Here is a 19,498-nt window from a genome sequence, read left to right as displayed (position 1 = left end):
AATAAGAGGTGAAGATTATGCCAACGACTGCTGTTTGTCCTGGAAGCTTTGATCCTGTTACAAGAGGTCATCTGGACATTATTAAACGCGGAGCAAAAGTATTCGACGAAGTAATTGTAGTAGTAGCCAATAACCAGAGCAAAGACCCTTTGTTTACAGTAGATGAAAGAATCGCTTTATTAAAAGAAGTTACACAAAAGTTCCCTAATGTAAAAGTAGATTCTTTCAATGGCCTTCTGATCGATTATGTGAAAAGTATCGGTGCGAATGTTATCTTAAGAGGACTTAGAGCCGTTTCGGATTTTGAATACGAAATGAAAATAGCATCTATCAATAAAAAATTGGACGATGAGGTCGAAACATTCTTCATGATGACCAATAACCAATTTTCATTCTTAAGTTCAAGCATTGTAAAAGAAGCTGCAAAATATCATGCTAACGTATCAGATTTGGTTCCAGAAGTCGTAGAAGAAGCTCTTAAAGAAAAATATAACAGCCCCCGTTAGTAACGGAGGCTGTTTTTCTTAATGAGTTTTCGATGCCAAATAAATATGGAAAGCAATAAAAATCCAAGGGTAACATAGTGGCTATGTGCCAGCGCTGCCATACCGTAATTTCCAAAATCCGCACTTTTATCGGTAATGAAGGAAAATGCTGGAGCAGCTCCGCTTTTAACGTGGTACAAATAAGGGAATACTAAAACACAAATAATGGCAGACAAAAATCCATGCATGATTCTGGCAATAAAGAATGGTTTAAACTTTATATCAGTATCTGCAAGAATACTGGCTACTTGTGCCTGTACAGAAAAACCGCTAAACGCCAGAATGAAACTTGTAATCACTGCCTGCTGTAAAACAGAGGATTGAGCAAGACTTGTTAAATTGCTGCCAAGCGTAATTTCAAAAATTCCTTTTATTAATGGAAGACTTAATGTTTCCGAAAGTGAAAACAGAAGGAAGATATAGCTCATGAGTTTTGATAAAAGATCTGCAACATGCAGCAGATCCATCATTCGGCTTAATACCGAAAACAGAATGATAAAACCGCCTATCATTAAAAGGGTTTTAGTGGACTGCTGAACGGCATCACCAAGCAGCTGACCAATAGGGCGGTTATCAGCCAGCCTTGCCTCATGCATGTGTTTAAAAGCATTTTTGAGTCCTTTCCCGCGATAAATATCATTTTGATTACTTTCGTCTTTTTTCCAGCCATGAAATCTCATGATTAAGCCGACAACGAAATTTCCTAAATAATGACTGACGGCAAGAACGATACCAAGGGCAGCATTATGGAAAAAGCCAACAGCGATCGCGCTGAACATAAAGAGAGGGTTAGAACAGTTTGTAAAAGAAACGAGGCGTTCTGCTTCAATGGTAGTAATTTGTTTTTGATGCCAAAGACGGGCTGTTAATTTCGCTCCTGCTGGAAAGCCGGACGAGATTCCCATCGCCCAAACGAATCCTCCAGATCCAGGCACACGAAAGAGCGGCCGCATCATGGGTTCAAATAGGACCCCAATAAGATGTACGACACCAAAACCCATCAAGACCTCTGATAAAATAAAAAAAGGCATAAGAGAAGGAAAGACAACATCCCACCACATTTTGAGTCCGGTTACGGATGCTATAAAGGTATCTTTTGGGTATATAATAATGGAGAAAGCAATAATGATTGCCGAAGCAGCCAGTAAAAATGATTTTAAATGTGCTTTATTCATAAAGGGGAGTGCTCCTCTCACCAAAAAAATTACGCAATGCTTACTTGTCCTCATCCTTATTTATACGTATAGCGAATCTCTTTAGACCATATGTTAAAAAAAGACGATGCTTCCAAAGGAGGAGCAAAGGATGACTGAACCCAAAATCGGACTTGCTCTAGGATCTGGCGGTGCTAGAGGCTTTGCGCATCTTGGAGTGGTAAAAGCGTTAAGAGAAGCCGGAATTCCAATTGATATGGTAGCTGGAAGCAGTATGGGATCACTTGTCGGTGCAATGGTTTGCATCGGACAAAGTGATGAAAACCTATATAAAATGGCAAATCTTTTTAAACGGAAATATTATATGGACTATACTGTTCCTAAAATGGGCTTTATTACAGGCAAAAAAATAAAAGAATTAATAAAACTTCTTACAAAACAAAAGCATATCGAACAAACGGAAATTCCTTTGGCGATCGTTGCAACTGACTTGCTGCATGGTGAAAAAGTAGTGTTCAGAACAGGTCCGATAGCTGACGCAGTAAGAGCGAGCATATCTATTCCTGGAATTATGGTTCCTGAAAAGATAGATGGCAAGCTGTTAGTGGATGGCGGTGTAATTGACCGTGTACCCGTATCTGTAGTTCGAGAGATGGGCGCAGATTTAGTAATTGCGGTGGATATATCTCATTTTAAAGCCGAGCATGAGGTATCTTCTATTTTTGATGTGATTATTCAAAGCATAGATATCATGCAGCGTGAAATGGTCAGGTGGCATGAAGTATCTGCCGATATTATGATTCGTCCAATGGTTGAGCAATTTAGCTCTACAGCGTTTAAAGATGTTAATGACATCATTGCTATAGGAGAGGAAGCTGGCAGAAAGCAGGTTCCAAAAATATTGGATATGATTAAGACGTGGAAGGAGTCATCGAATGACCATCAATAGAGATGAGAAAAAGAAAAATTTTTTCTCGCAAAATAAATTTGTAATCTTGTTTTTAATCGCATTTGCATTCATCGCTTTTTATCCCCTTCCTTACTACATTACTTCTCCTGGAGATGCAAGGGAGCTGGATCCGATAATCCATGTAGAAGATGGTGATGAAGATGAAGGGGTCTTTATGCTTACAACCGTATCAATCGGAACAGCAAATATACCACAGTACATATGGGCAAAATTCAGCGATTATCGAGAAGTAATACCTGCAGATCAAATCAGAAGCGAAGATGAAACAGATGAGGAATATAACCAGCGGCAGCTGCAAATGATGGAAGATTCTCAGCATGCGGCAACAATCGTTGCATATCAAGAAGCAGGAAAGAAAGTCGATATAGAATATCACGGTGTGTATGTGACTGGAATCATGTCTGGCATGCCTGCAGAAAAAAAATTAAAAGTTGGAGATAAGATTATAGCAGTTGACCATAAACCTGTTATGGAAACTAAAAAACTTTTAGAAGTGCTAAGTCCGAAAAAAGCAGGGGATAAGGTAGACCTGACTATTTTACGCGGTGACAAAAAGATGAACGTTGCTTTAAACATTGAAGAGTTTCCAAAAAAGTATGTGCAAGATGAAGGTCCAAAAGCAGGACTTGGAATCACTTCACCTGTAGCAGATGTTTCTATTGTAACGAATCCTAAAGTTAAGATTGACACTTCTCAAATCGGAGGACCGTCTGCAGGTCTTATGTTTACTCTTGAAATCTTAGATCAGCTTAATAAAGAAGATTTAACACACGGCAAAAAAATTGCTGGAACAGGCACGATGGATCTTCAGAAAAACGTAGGTCCAATCGGAGGGATTCAGCAGAAGATAGTAGCTGCTGATGATGCAGGAGCAGAAATATTCTTTGCGCCAGTTGAAGGCAACAACTATCGTGATGCTGTTAAAGTACAAAAAGACATCGGTTCGAAGATGAAAATCGTGCCGGTAAAGACTTTAGATGATGCTTTGGAGTATTTGGAGAAGCTTTAATTAAGGCTGTTTTCGCAATCTTTATTGCTCTTTTAAGTGGTTAATTTCCGCTGCAGGATGCTCGCTTTCCGCGGGGCGTGCGGTGAGCCTAAGTGAAAAATATGAAGTGCTGCTCCTGCGTCTACAAGAAAATCCGCCGAAGCGAGCTTCCTCGTCGCATGCCTTGCGAGAAGAATATTCAGGTAGCTGGCACGCTGATCCCGCAGGAGTCTCGCACCTTCCGCTCCAATTAACTTGTCAATGAAGAGAGGTAACTAAAGACTCAAAAGCAACAATCTACTAGAAAAGAGTCTTAATTAACAAAGAAAGGATGCAAGGTCTGTTTTAATGGGACCTGCATCCTTTTTCTTTATGTATTTGCGGCATTTAAGAAAAGAATGAGTAGCTCGTTTAGCAGGATTTATCCTTGCTGAAACGAGCGCCATACGAAATTTATGAGCGCTCTTACTTCAACATCACCGGCGGAGTATTATACTCTTCCTTCTCGGCATCTAGCCTGTTTAATGATGCCCCTTGCGCATATACAAGGGACGTTTTCGCCTCCATCTTCAAACCTTCAAATTCATGTTTTGAGACAGTCGTCACCAAAGGTAGTTCTAATGATTTTTTAACAGTACTCAGATATTCGCGTCCTGTTTCTGTCATTCCTAAAACACGCAGATAGGCTGGAGGAGACTCTAATATACGGTGCATATCCTCTTTATGAATTTTGTTCAGCACGTGAAGACATGCTCGCTGAAGTCTTGTCCATGTATATCGCTTCGTTTTTAAACGGGTCATAAACGAATGAAAGCTGTCAGAGTCCTTCATTGCATCGATCATTCTATTTTCTAATCCTTCTTCCACTTCATAAAACCTGTTTAAATCAGAAGGACTTGAAGATAATAGTTGATAACGAAGCAGCGGGTAAAAACGTTCCCAGTTCATTAAAGCACCCTTATATTTTTTTTCTTCTTTTAATATGTCAAAAGTGAAAGACGGTATATAGTTAACTGCTTTTTCAATATCGTGAGAGAATACAGCTTCCCGGATAGCAGTTGCACTTGCAATGTCTCCTTTTCCAAGAACTACATCATGATAATCCGCATTTTTTCGTTTTATTGTCAGTGGCTTTATAGCTGAACCGAGTTCCCGGCTTGCACGTATGTATTCAAACCCTAAAATATTATTTGGCTTGCTTAGATCAAGTGTCAGTGGCATATTAAGCTGTTCATAAGCCTTGGCAGCAGCTGAAGGATAGGAGAACCCTTGTGACATAAATTCACATACATGTGATTGGTAGACATGGTCTTGGGAACTTACTAAATCAAGCGTTTCATGAAAAACCGATACATCACCAGATTCGCTTCCAAAGCAGAAGGAATAAGCACCTGCTGCCTGAAGCAAATAGATGCTCCCAAAAGCAAAACGGGGTGCGTGGCTTGTGGCATAAGCGTAAGGAAGTTCAATCACAAGGTCAGCGCCGCCTAGTAGAGCCATTTTCGTTCTTTTCCATTTAGAAAGCAGAGCAGGTTCCCCTCGCTGAAGAAAGTTTCCGCTCATAACAGCGATAATACAGTCAGCTTGTGTTACAATCCTGGATTCCTGCAAATGATAATAATGACCATTGTGAAAAGGGTTATATTCTACAACAACACCGGTAGCTCTCAAAATTTCCACTCCCTTGACAGACCTTAAATCTTTTACGTTTACATTGTACTAAAAACAGTTTAAAATCAAAAGCATCACTGTAAAGATATAATATTGACATTTTATATTTTGACCGATATAATTACTACTGTTGCCTTGAGGTGATAACGACATGAAATGGTCACTACAGGAATTAAAGAATTTTTACCGTAAACCGTTAACGTTTGAACAAAATGTTGATGTGAGCGGTGTGATGGAAAAAGACCCGGAGATCAGAAGCATTGATCCTGTTTACGTAGAAGGACATGCAGATGTTACTCAACAAAAAGCCACTTTTTATTTGACCATAAAAGGAAAAATGGTGCTGCCTTGTGCAAGCACATTGGTGGATGTGGAATTTCCATTTTCGGTAAAAACGACGGAAATTTTCATTTTCGACCCGAACTATACGGAATTTGAAGATGAAGAAAGCCTTCATAAAGTCGAAGGACATTACGTTGATCTTCTCCCTGTCATCGAAGAGCATATTTTGCTTGAGAAGCCGCTGAAAATAACGGCTGGTGATGTCACAGATGGTCCTGCTCCCAAAGAGGGAAAAGGATGGCAAAGGATAACGGATGAAGACCGTCAAAACAGGGTTGACCCGAGATTGGCTGGTCTGGCTAAATTTTTTGACAAAGACAATGAATGAAAGAATAGGTTATAATGATTCTTTCAAGACCTTTAAGGAGGTGGATACAAAATGGCAGTACCTTTTCGCAGAACATCACAAACTCGCCAAGCGAAGCGTCGTACACACTATAAGCTTTCCATGCCTGGTATGGTAAAGTGTCCACAGTGCGGAGAATACAAGTTATCTCACCGTGTTTGTCGTGAGTGTGGCTCTTACAAAGGAAAAGAAGTAGTTAGCAAGTAATGAAAAACAGGAAGCCTTATGCTTCCTGTTTTTTCATATACATAAAAAGAAGCGCTTTCTTTTATTGGAGGTGTAAGGATTGAGTGAGCAGCCTGTACTTTGGCATAAAGAAAATAATATCGGATGGGTAACGCTAAACCGTCCTTCTGTAAGAAATGCAATTAATTTTGAGGTGATGGAAAAATTATCGTCACTTTTGAATACAGCAAAAATGGATGATGATGTAAAAGTGCTGATTATTACGGGAGCAGGAACTAAAGCCTTCTGTTCTGGCGGGGATTTAAGTGCTTTTCACTCATTAAAAACAGAAGAAGAAGCATTTGGTATGCTCTCCAAAATGGGGGATGTGCTGGATGAATTATTTTTCTTTCCGAAACCAACTGCAGCATTAATAAATGGTTCAGCGGTTGGTGGAGGCTGTGAGATCGCTGCTGCTTGTGATATAAGGCTTGCACGGGCTGAAGCAAAAGTTGGTTTTATACAGGGCAAGCTTGGAATCACAACTGGCTGGGGTGGAGGCAGCTATCTTTTAGAGCGTATCGGGCAGACGGAAGCAATGGATCTTCTCTATAGTTCCTCTCCAGTTACAGCTAAGCAAGGAAAGGACTTCGGATTTATACAATATGTAATTAAAGGAAGCAGTAAAAAGGAAACTGAACGTTATTTAGAGAGATACACAGCTCAGCCTCTTGGTGTCATCACTTCATATAAGACACTGCAGCTCAATAGGTTTGATCAGCAGAAAATTAAGCAAAATGTTCAGCATGAAATAAGAAGATGTGCAAAACTCTGGGCTTCTGATGACCATCATAAAAGAGTAGAGGCATTTTTAAAAAAGGCTTAATTCTAAAGGCTGTTTTCGCAAACTTTGTTGCTTTTGAAAGATGCTAATTTCCGCTGCAGGACTCGCTTTCCGCAGGGTGTGCGGTGAGCCCATTCGCCGCTTCGCGTCATTGAACGGTCTCACCTGTCCCACTCATCCTGCAGGAGTCTCGCCCTTACACTCCAATTAACTATTCCATGGAGAATTTCTTAAAATCTCTCTGTAGCAACAATTTTTTAGAAAAGAGCCATTCTAAAAGATTGTTGCTTTTAAATATTTATTATTTTATAAGCTTCTTTGACTAGTTGATTGGAGCGGAAGGTGCGAGACTCCTACGGGATCAGCGGGACAGGTGAGACCCAGGCAGGCTTGAAGAGCCTAAGGGGCTCACCGCACGCCCCGTGGAAAGCGAGCATCCTGGAGCGGAAATCAACACTTCTAAAAGCTACAATATTTACGAAAACAGTTTAAAAATAAACTTCCCCTATTTTAGTAGAATAAAAAGTCTATCTTTTCTAGCACTAGCATATTCATATTACAAACCACTAAAATGGGGGGATCATAATGACCAATCTGCGCCAGGATGCCTGGACAAAAGACGAAGATGCGATTCTTGCAGAAGTTACACTAAGGCACATACGTGAAGGCAGTACACAGCTTGTAGCGTTTGAAGAAGTGGGAGAGAAATTAACAAGAACACCTGCTGCCTGCGGGTTTAGGTGGAACTCACTAATACGGAAACAATATGAAAAAGCGATAGCAGAAGCGAAAAAAGTTCGCAAAGAACGCAATAAAAGAAAAGGTAAACAGCTAGTTTCACAATCCTGCGATAATTCATTTTCTTTCAATGCAGAAGTCTCTAACAGAAATGAAGAAGAAAAAAGTCTTTCACTGAATGAAATCATTGTATTTTTACAGCAGCTTCAATCAGAAGGGCCATCCGCAAAAAATTTAGAAGCAGAAAACAAAGCCCTGCTTTCACGGCTCCAACATATGAAAAAAGAAAACGGCACTCTAAAAAATAAGCTGGACAAAGTTAATAAAGAATATGAATCTGTTTGCCGTGACTATAAAGAAGTACTGCAGATCATGGAAAGAGCTAGAAAACTTACAGAAGTACCTGTTAGAAATTAAAAAAAGATGGCATCTGCCATCTTTTTTCCACTTTATGCAAGCCGCTGTTCGCTTACTCCGGTTGGATACCATACATAAGGATTTTGTCCGCGGTCGCGGTCTTTATTATATGTTACTGCCTCAAACCCCATCTTCTCCCAAAAGCTGCCTGATTGCTGTCTTCCGTTAGTCTTGATAGGCAAATTAAACGTTTTGGCAAATTCTACAAGAGCTCTTCCAAGTCCTTTTGTCTGGTAATGCGGAAGCACTTCCAGTTTCCATAACTCTAAATAGTCTTGCGGTGGATCAAAATATTGGTCATACGCAGCTTCGATCTGATATAAACTCATTCGTGCGACTAACTTATCACCGTAATAAATTCCGTAGAAAGGGGACTCGCTGTCGTTTTCGATCATATTATCTTGAAGGTCCTCGAGCATTGACAGTTCTTGTACACCATATTCTTTGAACTGTTTAAACTCTTCCAATGTTTTATAGTTAACTAATAATTTCTTAACTTCATATTGAAACATCTTCTCTCCCCCAGTCATTCTGTACTTTTCTCTATACTTATAGTATATACTAATTATGCTAAAAATTCTTTAAAAATAAAATATTCGTTTAGTTTGCATTTTCAAAAAAGGAAAAGGAGTCTTTTTGTCGAAAAAGGTAATGTTGACAACAGGAAGGAGGATTAACATGAAAAAAATCTTAATCGCTAATCGTGGAGAAATTGCACTTCGAATTATTCAAACGTGTAAAGAAATGAATATTGAAACAGTTGCCGTTTATTCTGATGCAGACAAAGACCTCCCTTTTGTAAAGGCTGCTGATGAGGCAATACATATTGGGGAATCCCCGGTTGCCAAATCTTATTTGCAAAGTGATGCCATCTTAAAAGCCGCTATCGAGCAAAAAGTGGATGCTATTCACCCGGGCTATGGCCTTCTATCTGAAAATGACGAGTTTGCTAAAAAAATAGAAGAAGCAGGTATTAAATTTATTGGTCCCTCACCTCAAACGATCGAGTGGATGGGTGACAAGATCATGGCTCGCAAAACTATGCAGCAAGCAGGCGTTCCAATCGTTCCGGGGACTATCGAACCGATCGAGGATGTCGAAGAAGGCGTTAAACTTGCTGAGCAGATCGGCTACCCTGTTATGCTAAAAGCAAGCAGCGGCGGCGGCGGAATCGGAATGGTAAAATGCGAAAATAAAGAAGATCTTCATAAGCATTTCGTATCCTCGCAGCAGCGGGCTAAGAACTATTTTGGCTCCGGAAGAATGTTTATTGAAAAATGCATTGAAAACGCAAGACATATTGAAGTTCAGGTAATGGGTGATACACATGGAAATATCGTTCACCTGTACGAACGCGACTGCAGCATTCAGCGTCGAAATCAGAAAGTGGTAGAAGAATCTCCTTCACCTTTTTTAACTGAAAGTCTTCGCTCAAAAATTACAGAAGCTGCGGTGGAAGCAGCCAAAGCTGTAAACTATGTGAATGCAGGAACAGTGGAATTTGTAGTGAGTGAGAACGGTGATTTTTACTTCCTGGAAATGAATACACGTCTTCAAGTGGAGCATCCCGTAACAGAAAGCATTACAGGACTTGATTTAGTAAGATGGCAGATTCAGATCGCACAAGGTGAAGCTTTGCCGCTCGCTCAAAATGAGATCATGAGCAAAGGGCATGCGATGGAATTCAGACTGTATGCTGAGGATCCTGTTACCTTCTTCCCAGCGCCTGGAAAGATAGAAGAATTGGTATGGCCAGAAATAGATAACGTGAGAATTGATACAGGGTATGAAAGCGGAAATCAGGTTACACCTTTTTATGACCCAATGATTGCGAAGATTATTGTAAGCGATTCCAATCGTGCTGAATGTCTAAATAGTGCAAAGCATTTCTTTGACAGCATTCAGATTAAAGGGCTCAAAACAAACGTGCCGCTTTTTCAACAGCTTTTAGAAGAAGAAGGGTTTAGAAAAGGGAACTACACAACAGATTTCCTTAGCAAAAGATCAGTAAGTAAACCGTAAACAAAAAGGAGAGAGAAACATGAAAGAAATTACAGCATCTATGGCAGGAACAGTATGGCAAGTATTAGTAAGTGAAGGTGATGAAGTAACAGCAGGACAAACTGTTATTATTTTGGAATCTATGAAAATGGAGATTCCTGTTGATGCTGCAGATGCAGGAACAGTGGAAAGCATTAAGTTTGCATCTGGCGATTTTGTAAATGAGGGAGACGTACTCGTTACGTTGAAATAAAAGTTATGCTTACATTCTGAGCGAGCGCTCACTCTCTTGAAGGAGGTACATGATGGTAGCAAAATTAGAAAATCAGCTAAAAGAGAAAATTGAACAGATTGAAGCTGGAGGAGCACAAAAGTATCATGAAAAAAACAGTGCTCAAAACAAAATGTTCGTTCGTGACCGTCTAAAACAATTATTCGATAATGGTGAATATACAGTAGAAGACGCTAAATTTGCCAACAACCAAGCAGGTGATCTGCCTGCGGATGGTGTTGTTACTGCGATCGGCAAAATGGGCGGAAAAACGGTTTGTGTTATGGCAAATGACTCTACAGTAAAAGCAGGATCGTGGGGAGCGCGAACTGTAGAAAAAATTATTCGTATTCAAGAAACGGCTCAAAAACTTAAAGTGCCGATGCTGTATCTTGTTGACTCAGCTGGAGCAAGAATAACAGATCAGATTGACATGTTTCCAAATCGGCGCGGAGCAGGGAAAATCTTTTATAATCAAGTGAAGATGTCAGGGATGATCCCTCAAATCTGTATTTTATTTGGTCCTTCTGCTGCGGGCGGAGCATACATCCCAGCATTCTGTGATGTTGTTATCATGGTTGACCAAAATGCTTCCATGTATTTAGGAAGTCCGCGTATGGCTGAAAAAGTTATTGGCGAAAAAGTAACGCTTGAAGAAATGGGCGGAGCAAGAATGCATTGTTCAATTAGCGGATGCGGTGATGTTCTGGCTGCTGATGAGACAGAAGCAATTGAAGAAGCTCGCCGTTATCTTTCTTACTTCCCTAGTAACTATAAAGAAAAAGCACCGGTTTCTGAAGCTCTTTCTCCAAAAGCAGGGAGAGAGCTCGAGGCGATTGTTCCAGAAAATCAAAACGTTCCTTTCGATATGTACGAGTTTATCGATGGATTAATTGATGAGGGCAGCTTCTTTGAGATGAAAAAGCTGTTCGCGCAAGAAATCGTTACTGGATTTGGACGTATTGACGGAAAGCCGGTTGGTATTATTGCAAATCAGCCTAAAGTAAAAGGCGGAGTATTATTTGTAGATTCAGCGGATAAAGCTGCACGTTTTATCACTCTCTGTGATGCTTTCTCAATTCCGCTTCTTTTCTTATCAGATGTTCCTGGCTTTATGATTGGGACAAAAGTTGAAAGAGCAGGAATTATCAGACATGGAGCAAAACTGATAGCTGCGATGAGCGATGTTACGGTTCCTAAAATCTCTGTAATCGTTCGTAAAGCATATGGTGCAGGTCTTTATGCAATGGCAGGCCCTGCTTTTGAACCGGACTGTTGTTTGGCGCTTCCGACAGCGCAGATTGCTGTCATGGGACCTGAAGCAGCAGTAAATGCTGTCTATTCCAATAAAATTAACGAGATTGAAGATGTGAAAGAGCGAATTCAATTCGTCCAGCAAAAACAACAGGAATATAAAGAGCATATTGATATTTACAAGCTTGCATCAGAAATGATCATTGATGATATCGTTTCCCCTTCATCCCTTAGAGATGAACTGAAGAACCGGTTTAGTTTCTATGAGAACAAAGAAATGATTTTTAGTGAACGCAAGCACCCAGTATATCCTGTATAAAATGCACCCCTCCTTTTAAAGGAGGGGTGTTTTTCAAAGGCAGTTTTCGTAATCTATGATGTTCTTGGAAGTGGTTGATTTCCGCTCCAGGTTGCTCGCTTTCCGCGGGGCGTGCGGTGAACCTCCTCGCGCTTTGCGCGTTCAGGAGTCTCACCTGTCCCGCGGGGTCTCAAGAAACATATCAATGGCAACAATTTTTTATAAATAAGGCTAAAGTGAGAAACTTCATAGCAAGAAGTGTTAATTTATGGTATTTTATTTTATATGGTAAAATAATACTAAGAAAATTGATGAAAAGGAGGCTTTTTATGAAAGTCGGTGTGATCGGCGGAGGAGCAATCGGCTTATTAATCTCTTATTTCCTCAAATTGAACGGGCATGAACCTGTTATATATACACGAACCAGTGCACAAGCTGAATTTTTAAACCAAAATGGAATTACATATAGGAATCAATCAAGCAAAGAAAATAAAGTTAACGTTCAAGCACTCCACGTAAATGAATATTCAGGTGAAGAATCGTACTGCATTATTTCTGTGAAACAAACTTCGATCTCGGAATTATTCTTTATAAAAAATGAAAATTTCCAAGAAGTATCGTACTTGTTTTTGCAGAACGGGATGAGCCATATAAAATTTTTAGAAAATCTTCCGCAAAAGAACCTCTCAGTGGGAGTTGTGGAGCACGGAGCACTTAAAGATGGATTGTCTTCTGTTAATCACCTGGGAGAAGGAAGAATCAAAGTTTCATCTTTTAAAGGTGATTCATCATCTGAATGGATTGAAATTCTTCATGGTTTAAATTTCCCTGTCACTGCAGAGAGCAATTGGGAAGAAATGCTGTACAAAAAATTAATTATCAATGCCTCCATAAATCCAGTAACTGCAATACTTAGAATACCGAACGGTCAATTGATAGAAAATGAATATGCTCTTTCAATCATGAAGGAACTTTTTGAAGAAACTATCTTTGTTTTGGATATGACGGATAAACGAGATGAATTATGGAAGGAATTGTTAGTCCTTTGCAGAAATACTTCATTTAACCGTTCTTCTATGCTAAAGAGTGTCGAAAGCGGACAGCAAACTGAAATAGACAGCATAACAGGTGAAATTATAGAGCGTGCAAAAAAAAGCAACTTACAGATTCCTAGTTCTATGCATGTGTTTAAAGCTGTTAAAGCATTGGATTGGAGAGGATGAGTGATTGTCTAGTGTTTTAGGTGCGGTTATTGCTACTTTCATAACGGTGCCGTATCTTGTCTTTTTTGTTGTTAAAAAGAGCATCTATAAAGTAACCCGGAAGAAAAGAAAAGCTTTTAAAATAAGTACGGATGTAACAACCTTTTTTTTATTTTTTTCCATTGAAAGAATGACAGTTGAAATTTGGGGTCAATCTTATTATTGGGTATTAATCTTATTGTTTATATCAGGATGTGTAATGATCACGGTAATGATCTGGAAAAATGATCTGGACCTGTCGATGGGGAAAATCTTCAGGCTGAACTGGCGGCTGCAGTTTTTGCTCCTTACTTTTGGCTATTTTTCACTAATGACATACGGGATAATCGAACGTATTCTTGAGGCTTAGAGCATATCTTTTATAACCATAGCTGTTTCTTTGCTATACTCTTTAAGGATGTAATTGATATGCAGAAAGGAAGTACATGAATGAAACTGGAGGAAATAAAACTTCAGACATCGCCATTTCTAGAGAGGTACTTGAATGGAGATGAGGATGCTGCCAGTTTTTTTGATTATAAAGAGCCCTTTAACAACAGAGATTTTTTAACTAGACAGCAGGAGTTAAAGTATTATACTTTTCCAAGAGATGAACTGACTGAATACTTGTCGTCATATAACCAAAAGATCGGTACTTCAGACAAAACATTGAATAACATTCAAAAATTAAAAAGCAGTGATGGATTAGCAGTTGTCGGAGGGCAGCAAGCCGGCCTCCTTACCGGACCGCTTCTCGTAATCTATAAATGTATCAGCACGATTCAGTTAGCCAAACAGGCAGAAAAAGAGCTTGGAGTTCCTGTGGCTCCTGTATTCTGGATAGCAGGTGAAGATCATGATATGGATGAGATAAACCATGTTATGGTTCCTAAGAATGATACAGCTAAGAAAATTTCATTAAAAGCAGCTTCATCAGTGAAATCCTCTGCTTCACTGTGGCAATGGAATCCTGATGATGTAAAGCCTTGGCTCCAAGATGTTTTCCGTTCGTTCGGAGAAACTGCTTTCACAAATGACTTCCTTGCACAAACTGAAAGTTATCTTTACGAATCAGACTCTATCGTGACCTTTTTTGCAAAGCTTCTTTCACACTGGTTTTCAGACGAAGGTTTAATATTACTGGATTCAGGTGATCCGGAATTTAAAAAGCTGCAATCCGAATATCTTGAAAAGATGATTCGCAACAATCTTGATATCGATCAGGCTTTTAGATTACAAACAAAGAATCTGAACGATAAGGGATTTAATGATCCGATTGAAGTTCAAGAAAACAATGCTCATTTGTTTTATACAAAAAATGGGGAGCGGATTCTGTTATTTCGAAATGAATATGGTTTCACTTCTAAAGAAAAGGACTTTACTATTTCTGAGGATGAATTATTGAAAGAAGCTGCACTTTATTCGGAAAAGTTCAGTAATAACGTAGTGACTCGTCCTTTAATGCAGGAGTTCCTGTTGCCTGTTTTATCCTTTATAGCAGGTCCAGGCGAAATTTCTTATTGGGCATCACTTGGAAAAGTCTTTCGTCATTTTGACCGTAAGATGCCTGTGGTGATGCCAAGGCTGTCCATAACACTTGTTCCGCAAAGGATTAAGGGACTCCTAGATTCTAAGAAACTTAATGCGGAACAGGTGATAATGGAAGGAACCGAAAAGTACAAAAGAGATTGGTTCGATGAGAACAGACCTGTTGAGACGAACGATTCAATAGAGACTGTTAAATCCGATATCGCAAAATCATATTCGCAGCTGGTAAAGCTTGCTGAAGAAATAGACCCTAAGCTGCTTCCAGTCGCTGAGCTAAACTTGAACCGTATTTTATCTGAGATTGATTATATGGAACAAAAGATGGAACAGCGTGTCAGGAAAAAAGTAAAGGTTCCGCTGGCTGAATATGATGAAATTATGCTGGAATTAAAACCAGGCGGAGTATTGCAAGAAAGAGTTTGGAATGTTTATCAATTTATGAACGAGGAAGGTTCATATTTAATAAAAGACCTCTTAGAATTCCCTTTTTGTTTCAATGAAAAACATAAAATTGTTTTCCTATAAAAATTAAAAAATATTTTTGAAAAAATCCTGTGAGACAGCAGGATTTTTTTTTTTGTAAACGAATAATACTTGTAGTGGTGAAAAGTGGAGTGTTGTGGTAGATTTAGGGGAGAAAGTGGGGTGATCATATGTTCATGGGAGAGTATCAGCACAGCATCGATGACAAAGGACGTATGATCATCCCCTCCAAATTTCGTGAAGAACTAGGCACCGAGTTTATTTTGACTCGCGGGTTAGATCAATGTGTATTCGGTTATCCCTTAAGTGAGTGGAAGGTTATTGAGGAAAAATTAAAGAGCCTGCCATTTACTAAAAAGGATGCACGGGCATTTACCCGTTTTTTCTTTTCTGGAGCTGCTGAATGTCAGCTTGATAAACAGGGTAGAGTGAATATTGCATCTCCGCTCAGAGACTATGCAAAACTAGAAAAGGATTGCGTAGTTATAGGTGTGTCGAATAGAATTGAGATTTGGAGTAAATCAATTTGGGAAGAATACTTCTCAAAATCAGAAGATTCTTTTGGTGAGATTGCAGAGAGTCTTATGGACTTTGATTTATAAACCCTTAAGTTTACAGCAGAAAGGAATTTTCCATTGTTTGACCATATAACAGTTTTAAAACAAGAATCGGTAGATGCATTAAACATTAAGCCAGATGGAATTTATGTTGATTGTACGTTGGGTGGGGCAGGCCATAGTGCACTTATACTGTCCCAATTAGAAACAGGGCATTTATATGCTTTTGACCAAGATGACAAAGCGATCGAAAATGCACGGCAGGTGTTGAAAGAATATGAAGGGAAGTTCACGATCGTCCGCAGCAATTTCCGGTACATAAAAGAAGAGCTGAATAGCCTTGGGGTACATGAAGTAGATGGGATTCTTTTCGATCTTGGGGTTTCATCACCGCAGCTTGACGAGGCAGACAGGGGATTCAGTTATCAGCATGATTCTGAATTAGATATGCGAATGGATCAGTCTAGTGAACTTACAGCGAAACAAATTGTAAATGAATGGTCTTTTAACGAGTTGATGAAGATTATTTCTCGATATGGCGAAGAGAAGTTCGCTAAGCAGATCGCTCGGAAAATTGAAGCGGCCAGAGAGAAAAAAGAGATTCAAACAACCGGTGAACTTGTCGAAATAATAAAGGACGCTATACCTGCGCCTGCAAGAAGAACAGGTGGTCATCCGGCAAAAAGGACATTTCAAGCCATTCGCATTGCAGTTAATGATGAACTAAACGCCTTTGAAGATGCACTAAAAGACTCCATTGAACTATTAAATATCGGTGGACGTATTGCGGTCATCACTTTTCATTCACTTGAAGATCGTGCGTGTAAAAATATACTGAAAAAAGCGAGTGCGGGACCGGAACTCCCTCCAGGGCTGCCTGTCATACCAGATGAATACAAACCAACTTTAAAACTGATCACACGCAAACCAATAGTGCCAACAGAGAACGAGCTTGAAGAGAATAGAAGATCTCGATCAGCGAAACTAAGAATTGCCGAAAAGCAGAAATAGAGAGGAGAAAAAGTATTGAGTAATTTAGCATATCAAGTTCAAAAACAACAATTACAAACACAATCACAGCCCCAAAGAAATCCTAGACCCGTCGAACAGCCATCACGAAAACTTTTTACAAAAGGTGAAGTGATCCTGTGGGGAATGATGGGAGTTGTTTTAATAGCTGGTCTTGTGTGGCTTATTTCACTTTACGCATCTGTATATCAGACAACTGCTAAGGTTGAAACAATCCAAAGAGATATCTCAGCTGAAACTAAGATCGTAGAAGATTATCACCTACAAGTAACAGAATTAAGCAACCCTGAGCGCATCATGAAAATCGCTAAGGAACAAGGTTTTATTTTTGATGATAAAAACGTAAAAGTTGTTCAGGACTAAAAAGCAGGTGTTGTTATGAAATTAAAAAGAAAAAATGTAGGAGCAGGTATTCTTATGGTTTTGTTTACCGTGCTCTTTTTTGTTTTAACAAGCAAGTTCTTTGTCGTGGCATCTTCTCAATCCGCTGAAGGTGTAGATTTAATCGAGTACGGAAAAAGAAAATGGATGAAGAGCGATGTTCTTGATGCGAAGCGCGGAACGATGTTTGACAGGAATGGTGAAGTAGTTGCACAAGATATTCCCTCTTACAGTGTTATTGCAATTCTTGATAAGAATTACCCGAATCATATCAAGGATCCAGTAGAAGCTGCAGAAAAGTTAGCCAAGGTTCTTGACACTGATAAGGAAAACTTAGTTAAATTGCTAAGCAAGGAAGGCCGATTTCAGATTGAGATACCTTCAGGCCGAAAAGTTTCTTACCGTAAAAAGGAACAAATTGAAGACCTGAAGATTCCTGGAATTGATTTTCTTAGAGAATCCAGACGTTACTATCCTAATCAAACATTTGCCTCTCATGTTATAGGTTATACAGGAAATGGTGAAAAAGGCGTTCAAGCTGGATTGATGGGTCTCGAGAAATCATTGAATAAATATTTGCAGGAAAAGGACGGAAAGATTACATTTCTTGGAGATGCATTCAGCCGTGCTATCCCTGCTAATAAAGAGTCGGTTGAGAAGCCTAAGCATGGTCAGGATGTCTATCTGACAATCGATGAAAAAATCCAGTTATACTTGGATGAGGCTATGCAGGAAGCGGCTGAAGAATATGAACCAGAAAAGATTACAGGAATTGTTGCAGACCCTAAAACAGGAAGAATACTAGCAATGAGCAACTATCCTGCTTTTAATCCGAATCAAAAAGATATTGAAAACTATACAAATTTTGCGGTTTCTTATCCTTTTGAACCAGGGTCAACCATGAAAATCTTCACATTGGCAGCAGCTATTGAGGAAGGCAAATATAACGGAAATGAACAGTTCCAGTCAGGTTCATACAAGCTTCCGAACATCGGACGCCCGATATATGATCATAACCGCAAGGGCTGGGGAACGATCACTTACAATGAAGGGGTACAAAACTCTTCCAACGTAGCATTCTCGAAATTAGTACGTGAAAAATTGGGCTATGAAAAATTCAGAAGCTACATCTCTAAATTTGGATTGGATCAAAAAACAAACATTGATCTGCCTAATGAGAAGAACGGTTCTATCCTATATAACTATGAAATTGAAAAAGTAACAACTGCGTTTGGACAAGGTTCAACCATTACACCTATCCAACAGATACAGGCGGCCACGGCGATTGCGAATGGCGGCAAAATGATGCAGCCATATGTTATCGATAAAATTATGAACCCAGAAACAAAAAAGGTGGTTCTAGATAATGAACCAGAAGTTAAAGGCAAGCCGATTTCAGAAGGCACTTCCAAGCAAGTCAGAGATATTTTAGAAACGGTTGTAACTGAGGGAACAGGGAAGCCATACATGATTGATGGCTACAGTGTTGCTGGTAAAACAGGTACTGCACAGATTCCGGGGAAAGATGGAAAATACATTTCAGGATGGGGAGAAAATGTCTTTTCATTTATTGGGATGGCACCTAAAGATGACCCCAAACTATTGGTCTATGTTGCTGTCGAACGCCCAAAGGTTGAATTTCCTGAAATGGGATCTACACCAACAGCGAATATTTTTACAAGTGTTATGAAAAGCAGCCTGCAATATTTAAATATCCAGCCGGAAGCGAAAGAAAAACAGACCAAATCCAAAGCCAAAAAAACATATGGTAAGGAATTGGATAATTACACCGGACAATCCGCTAAGGAAGCTAAATCCGAACTTGAAAATTTAGGCATGCATGTTTCTGTTATTGGCTCTGGAGATGAGGTCATAAAGCAGGAGCCATATGAAGGAGCTTATGTCATCAAGGGAGAGCGTGTTATTCTACGGACTTCAGGCGATGCCAAAATGCCGGATCTAACAAACTGGTCCTATATGGACATACTTCGACTAAGTAAGCTTCTGGGACTGAAAGAAACAATCACAGGCAGCGGATTTGCTGTTAAACAAAATGTTAAGGCAGGAAGCCCGGTAAAAGCGGGAGATTACCTGGTGGTTCAGCTTGAAGCACCAAAGGAAACAGAACCTGTATCAGAAGAAAATAGTGAAGAGACAGAACAGAACGGCGAAGGAACGGAGCAAAACAGCGAAGAGGAAACCATAGTAACGACTGAGTGATAATATGTTCTATGCGCTTGTGTACAAGCATATAT

20 protein-coding genes are annotated in these 19,498 nt (G+C 39.6%); 17 read left to right on the top strand and 3 right to left on the bottom strand.

Going from position 1 to position 19,498, the window contains the following annotated elements:
- Positions 1-17 precede the first annotated feature (17 nt).
- Complete coding sequence (coaD, locus tag ACFW35_RS10875; protein WP_379845667.1) at positions 18-506, top strand: pantetheine-phosphate adenylyltransferase; 489 nt, start codon at positions 18-20, stop codon at positions 504-506.
- On the opposite strand, the gene ylbJ is transcribed toward coaD, so the two are convergent.
- On the bottom strand, positions 503-1,720 hold the full coding sequence (gene ylbJ, locus ACFW35_RS10870) for a sporulation integral membrane protein YlbJ (protein WP_379845666.1): 1,218 nt from the start codon (positions 1,718-1,720) through the stop codon (positions 503-505). The genes coaD and ylbJ overlap by 4 nt on opposite strands.
- 130 nt (positions 1,721-1,850) lie before the next feature.
- Between ylbJ and ACFW35_RS10865 the strand changes: the two genes are divergently transcribed.
- Both ACFW35_RS10865 and ACFW35_RS10860 read left to right on the top strand, forming a co-directional pair.
- The gene (locus ACFW35_RS10865; protein WP_379845664.1) at positions 1,851-2,648 is read left to right on the top strand and encodes a patatin-like phospholipase family protein; all 798 of its coding nucleotides are present in this window, start codon (positions 1,851-1,853) and stop codon (positions 2,646-2,648) included.
- Positions 2,635-3,678 (top strand): SepM family pheromone-processing serine protease, encoded by a 1,044-nt coding sequence (locus tag ACFW35_RS10860; protein ID WP_379845662.1) that lies wholly within the window; start codon positions 2,635-2,637, stop codon positions 3,676-3,678. The genes ACFW35_RS10865 and ACFW35_RS10860 overlap by 14 nt, the downstream gene beginning before the upstream one ends.
- A gap of 444 nt (positions 3,679-4,122) precedes the next feature.
- Here the strand turns inward: ACFW35_RS10860 and ACFW35_RS10855 are convergent, their stop codons facing one another.
- Positions 4,123-5,328, bottom strand: a complete 1,206-nt coding sequence (locus ACFW35_RS10855; protein WP_379845661.1) for a nucleotidyltransferase — start codon at positions 5,326-5,328, stop codon at positions 4,123-4,125.
- 151 nt (positions 5,329-5,479) lie between these two features.
- Here ACFW35_RS10855 and ACFW35_RS10850 point away from each other — a divergent pair, with 151 nt between their 5' ends.
- The 4 genes from ACFW35_RS10850 to ACFW35_RS10835 all read left to right on the top strand — a co-directional run bounded on the left by ACFW35_RS10850 (position 5,480) and on the right by ACFW35_RS10835 (position 8,180).
- Positions 5,480-5,998: a YceD family protein gene (locus ACFW35_RS10850; protein ID WP_379833669.1), complete on the top strand. Its 519-nt coding sequence runs from the start codon at positions 5,480-5,482 to the stop codon at positions 5,996-5,998.
- Between the two features lie 51 nt (positions 5,999-6,049).
- A complete protein-coding gene (gene rpmF, locus ACFW35_RS10845) occupies positions 6,050-6,223 on the top strand; it encodes a 50S ribosomal protein L32 (RefSeq protein WP_066240492.1) in 174 nt (57 codons plus the stop codon).
- A 79-nt stretch (positions 6,224-6,302) separates the two neighbouring features.
- Positions 6,303-7,067: an enoyl-CoA hydratase/isomerase family protein gene (locus ACFW35_RS10840; protein ID WP_379845659.1), complete on the top strand. Its 765-nt coding sequence runs from the start codon at positions 6,303-6,305 to the stop codon at positions 7,065-7,067.
- Positions 7,068-7,610: 543 nt separating this feature from the next.
- Complete coding sequence (locus ACFW35_RS10835; protein WP_379845658.1) at positions 7,611-8,180, top strand: RsfA family transcriptional regulator; 570 nt, start codon at positions 7,611-7,613, stop codon at positions 8,178-8,180.
- A gap of 32 nt (positions 8,181-8,212) precedes the next feature.
- Here the strand turns inward: ACFW35_RS10835 and ACFW35_RS10830 are convergent, their stop codons facing one another.
- On the bottom strand, positions 8,213-8,692 hold the full coding sequence (locus tag ACFW35_RS10830; protein WP_379845656.1) for an N-acetyltransferase: 480 nt from the start codon (positions 8,690-8,692) through the stop codon (positions 8,213-8,215).
- A 166-nt stretch (positions 8,693-8,858) separates the two neighbouring features.
- On the opposite strand from ACFW35_RS10830, the gene ACFW35_RS10825 reads away from it, so the two are divergent.
- The 10 genes from ACFW35_RS10825 to ACFW35_RS10780 all read left to right on the top strand — a co-directional run bounded on the left by ACFW35_RS10825 (position 8,859) and on the right by ACFW35_RS10780 (position 19,463).
- On the top strand, positions 8,859-10,202 hold the full coding sequence (locus ACFW35_RS10825) for an acetyl-CoA carboxylase biotin carboxylase subunit (protein ID WP_379845655.1): 1,344 nt from the start codon (positions 8,859-8,861) through the stop codon (positions 10,200-10,202).
- Positions 10,203-10,221: 19 nt separating this feature from the next.
- Positions 10,222-10,434 carry an acetyl-CoA carboxylase biotin carboxyl carrier protein subunit gene (locus ACFW35_RS10820; RefSeq protein ID WP_066289134.1) on the top strand — a complete coding sequence of 71 codons (213 nt, stop codon included), beginning with the start codon at positions 10,222-10,224 and terminating at the stop codon, positions 10,432-10,434.
- Positions 10,435-10,483: 49 nt separating this feature from the next.
- Entirely contained in the window at positions 10,484-12,025 is a 1,542-nt protein-coding gene (locus tag ACFW35_RS10815; protein WP_379845653.1) for an acyl-CoA carboxylase subunit beta, read from the top strand.
- 308 nt (positions 12,026-12,333) lie between these two features.
- Positions 12,334-13,227 carry a 2-dehydropantoate 2-reductase gene (locus tag ACFW35_RS10810; protein ID WP_379845652.1) on the top strand — a complete coding sequence of 298 codons (894 nt, stop codon included), beginning with the start codon at positions 12,334-12,336 and terminating at the stop codon, positions 13,225-13,227.
- 4 nt (positions 13,228-13,231) lie between these two features.
- Positions 13,232-13,615, top strand: a complete 384-nt coding sequence (locus ACFW35_RS10805; RefSeq protein ID WP_379845650.1) for a DUF3397 domain-containing protein — start codon at positions 13,232-13,234, stop codon at positions 13,613-13,615.
- Between the two features lie 80 nt (positions 13,616-13,695).
- The gene (gene bshC / locus ACFW35_RS10800; protein ID WP_379845649.1) at positions 13,696-15,318 is read left to right on the top strand and encodes a bacillithiol biosynthesis cysteine-adding enzyme BshC; all 1,623 of its coding nucleotides are present in this window, start codon (positions 13,696-13,698) and stop codon (positions 15,316-15,318) included.
- A gap of 128 nt (positions 15,319-15,446) precedes the next feature.
- Positions 15,447-15,878, top strand: coding sequence for a division/cell wall cluster transcriptional repressor MraZ (gene mraZ / locus ACFW35_RS10795; RefSeq protein ID WP_379833683.1), 432 nt, complete (start codon positions 15,447-15,449; stop codon positions 15,876-15,878).
- A gap of 33 nt (positions 15,879-15,911) precedes the next feature.
- Entirely contained in the window at positions 15,912-16,844 is a 933-nt protein-coding gene (gene rsmH / locus ACFW35_RS10790) for a 16S rRNA (cytosine(1402)-N(4))-methyltransferase RsmH (protein WP_379845647.1), read from the top strand.
- Between the two features lie 15 nt (positions 16,845-16,859).
- Positions 16,860-17,225: a cell division protein FtsL gene (gene ftsL / locus ACFW35_RS10785; RefSeq protein WP_379845645.1), complete on the top strand. Its 366-nt coding sequence runs from the start codon at positions 16,860-16,862 to the stop codon at positions 17,223-17,225.
- A gap of 15 nt (positions 17,226-17,240) precedes the next feature.
- Positions 17,241-19,463 carry a penicillin-binding protein gene (locus ACFW35_RS10780; protein ID WP_379845644.1) on the top strand — a complete coding sequence of 741 codons (2,223 nt, stop codon included), beginning with the start codon at positions 17,241-17,243 and terminating at the stop codon, positions 19,461-19,463.
- Positions 19,464-19,498 lie beyond the last annotated feature (35 nt).

Source organism: Fictibacillus sp. NPDC058756 (genome assembly GCF_042746035.1).
Taxonomy (GTDB): domain Bacteria; phylum Bacillota; class Bacilli; order Bacillales; family Fictibacillaceae; genus Fictibacillus.
The sequence above is the reverse complement of the archived record's forward strand: the minus strand, read 5'-3'. Positions and strand labels throughout refer to the sequence as shown.

Coding starts and splice junctions, on each gene's coding strand:
- ACFW35_RS10780 (WP_379845644.1), top strand. CDS start 17,241: ATGAAATTAAAAAGAAAAAATGTAGGAGCAGGTATTCTTATGGTTTTG.
- ACFW35_RS10865 (WP_379845664.1), top strand. CDS start 1,851: ATGACTGAACCCAAAATCGGACTTGCTCTAGGATCTGGCGGTGCTAGA.
- coaD (WP_379845667.1), top strand. CDS start 18: ATGCCAACGACTGCTGTTTGTCCTGGAAGCTTTGATCCTGTTACAAGA.
- ylbJ (WP_379845666.1), bottom strand. CDS start 1,720: ATGAATAAAGCACATTTAAAATCATTTTTACTGGCTGCTTCGGCAATC.
- ACFW35_RS10835 (WP_379845658.1), top strand. CDS start 7,611: ATGACCAATCTGCGCCAGGATGCCTGGACAAAAGACGAAGATGCGATT.
- ACFW35_RS10860 (WP_379845662.1), top strand. CDS start 2,635: ATGACCATCAATAGAGATGAGAAAAAGAAAAATTTTTTCTCGCAAAAT.
- ACFW35_RS10820 (WP_066289134.1), top strand. CDS start 10,222: ATGAAAGAAATTACAGCATCTATGGCAGGAACAGTATGGCAAGTATTA.
- bshC (WP_379845649.1), top strand. CDS start 13,696: ATGAAACTGGAGGAAATAAAACTTCAGACATCGCCATTTCTAGAGAGG.
- ACFW35_RS10850 (WP_379833669.1), top strand. CDS start 5,480: ATGAAATGGTCACTACAGGAATTAAAGAATTTTTACCGTAAACCGTTA.
- mraZ (WP_379833683.1), top strand. CDS start 15,447: ATGTTCATGGGAGAGTATCAGCACAGCATCGATGACAAAGGACGTATG.
- ACFW35_RS10815 (WP_379845653.1), top strand. CDS start 10,484: ATGATGGTAGCAAAATTAGAAAATCAGCTAAAAGAGAAAATTGAACAG.
- ACFW35_RS10810 (WP_379845652.1), top strand. CDS start 12,334: ATGAAAGTCGGTGTGATCGGCGGAGGAGCAATCGGCTTATTAATCTCT.
- rpmF (WP_066240492.1), top strand. CDS start 6,050: ATGGCAGTACCTTTTCGCAGAACATCACAAACTCGCCAAGCGAAGCGT.
- ACFW35_RS10825 (WP_379845655.1), top strand. CDS start 8,859: ATGAAAAAAATCTTAATCGCTAATCGTGGAGAAATTGCACTTCGAATT.
- ACFW35_RS10830 (WP_379845656.1), bottom strand. CDS start 8,692: ATGTTTCAATATGAAGTTAAGAAATTATTAGTTAACTATAAAACATTG.